Raw genomic sequence first — 358 nt, forward strand, 5'->3', positions numbered from 1 at the left:
AGGGGCTGTCGAAGCCAGTGGTCACTCTTTTCCTTGGAGAAAAACCGTCCGCACATGAAGGGAATGTCTATGAGGCTTATACGTTGGAGGAAGCGGCGATGATTGCGATTGATCTGGCAAAAGGCGCTGCCGTGCAGCCGTTATATAGCTTGCCGATCGATGTGCCGAAGACCGCATTGAATCCGGAACAAACCTCGATTCAGGGTTTGTATGCAGGCGGCACATTAGCTGCTGAAGCGGCTATGCTCATCGCGGATGCTCTTCAACTGAAGGATGGACTTATCCATGAAGCCGGTTATGTCCTCAGATCAAACGGTCATGCCATCGTTGATTTAGGCGACGATATGTACACGCAAGG

The 358-nt window shown here is 51.4% G+C and carries 1 pseudogene; it reads left to right on the forward strand.

The features are described 5' to 3' along the window. Window positions 1-358: pseudogene (locus WG8_RS28010) on the forward strand (acyl-CoA synthetase FdrA); the annotation flags it as partial.

Origin of the sequence: Paenibacillus sp. Aloe-11, assembly GCF_000245715.1 — a bacterium.
Classification (GTDB): Bacteria; Bacillota; Bacilli; order Paenibacillales; family Paenibacillaceae; genus Paenibacillus; species Paenibacillus kribbensis.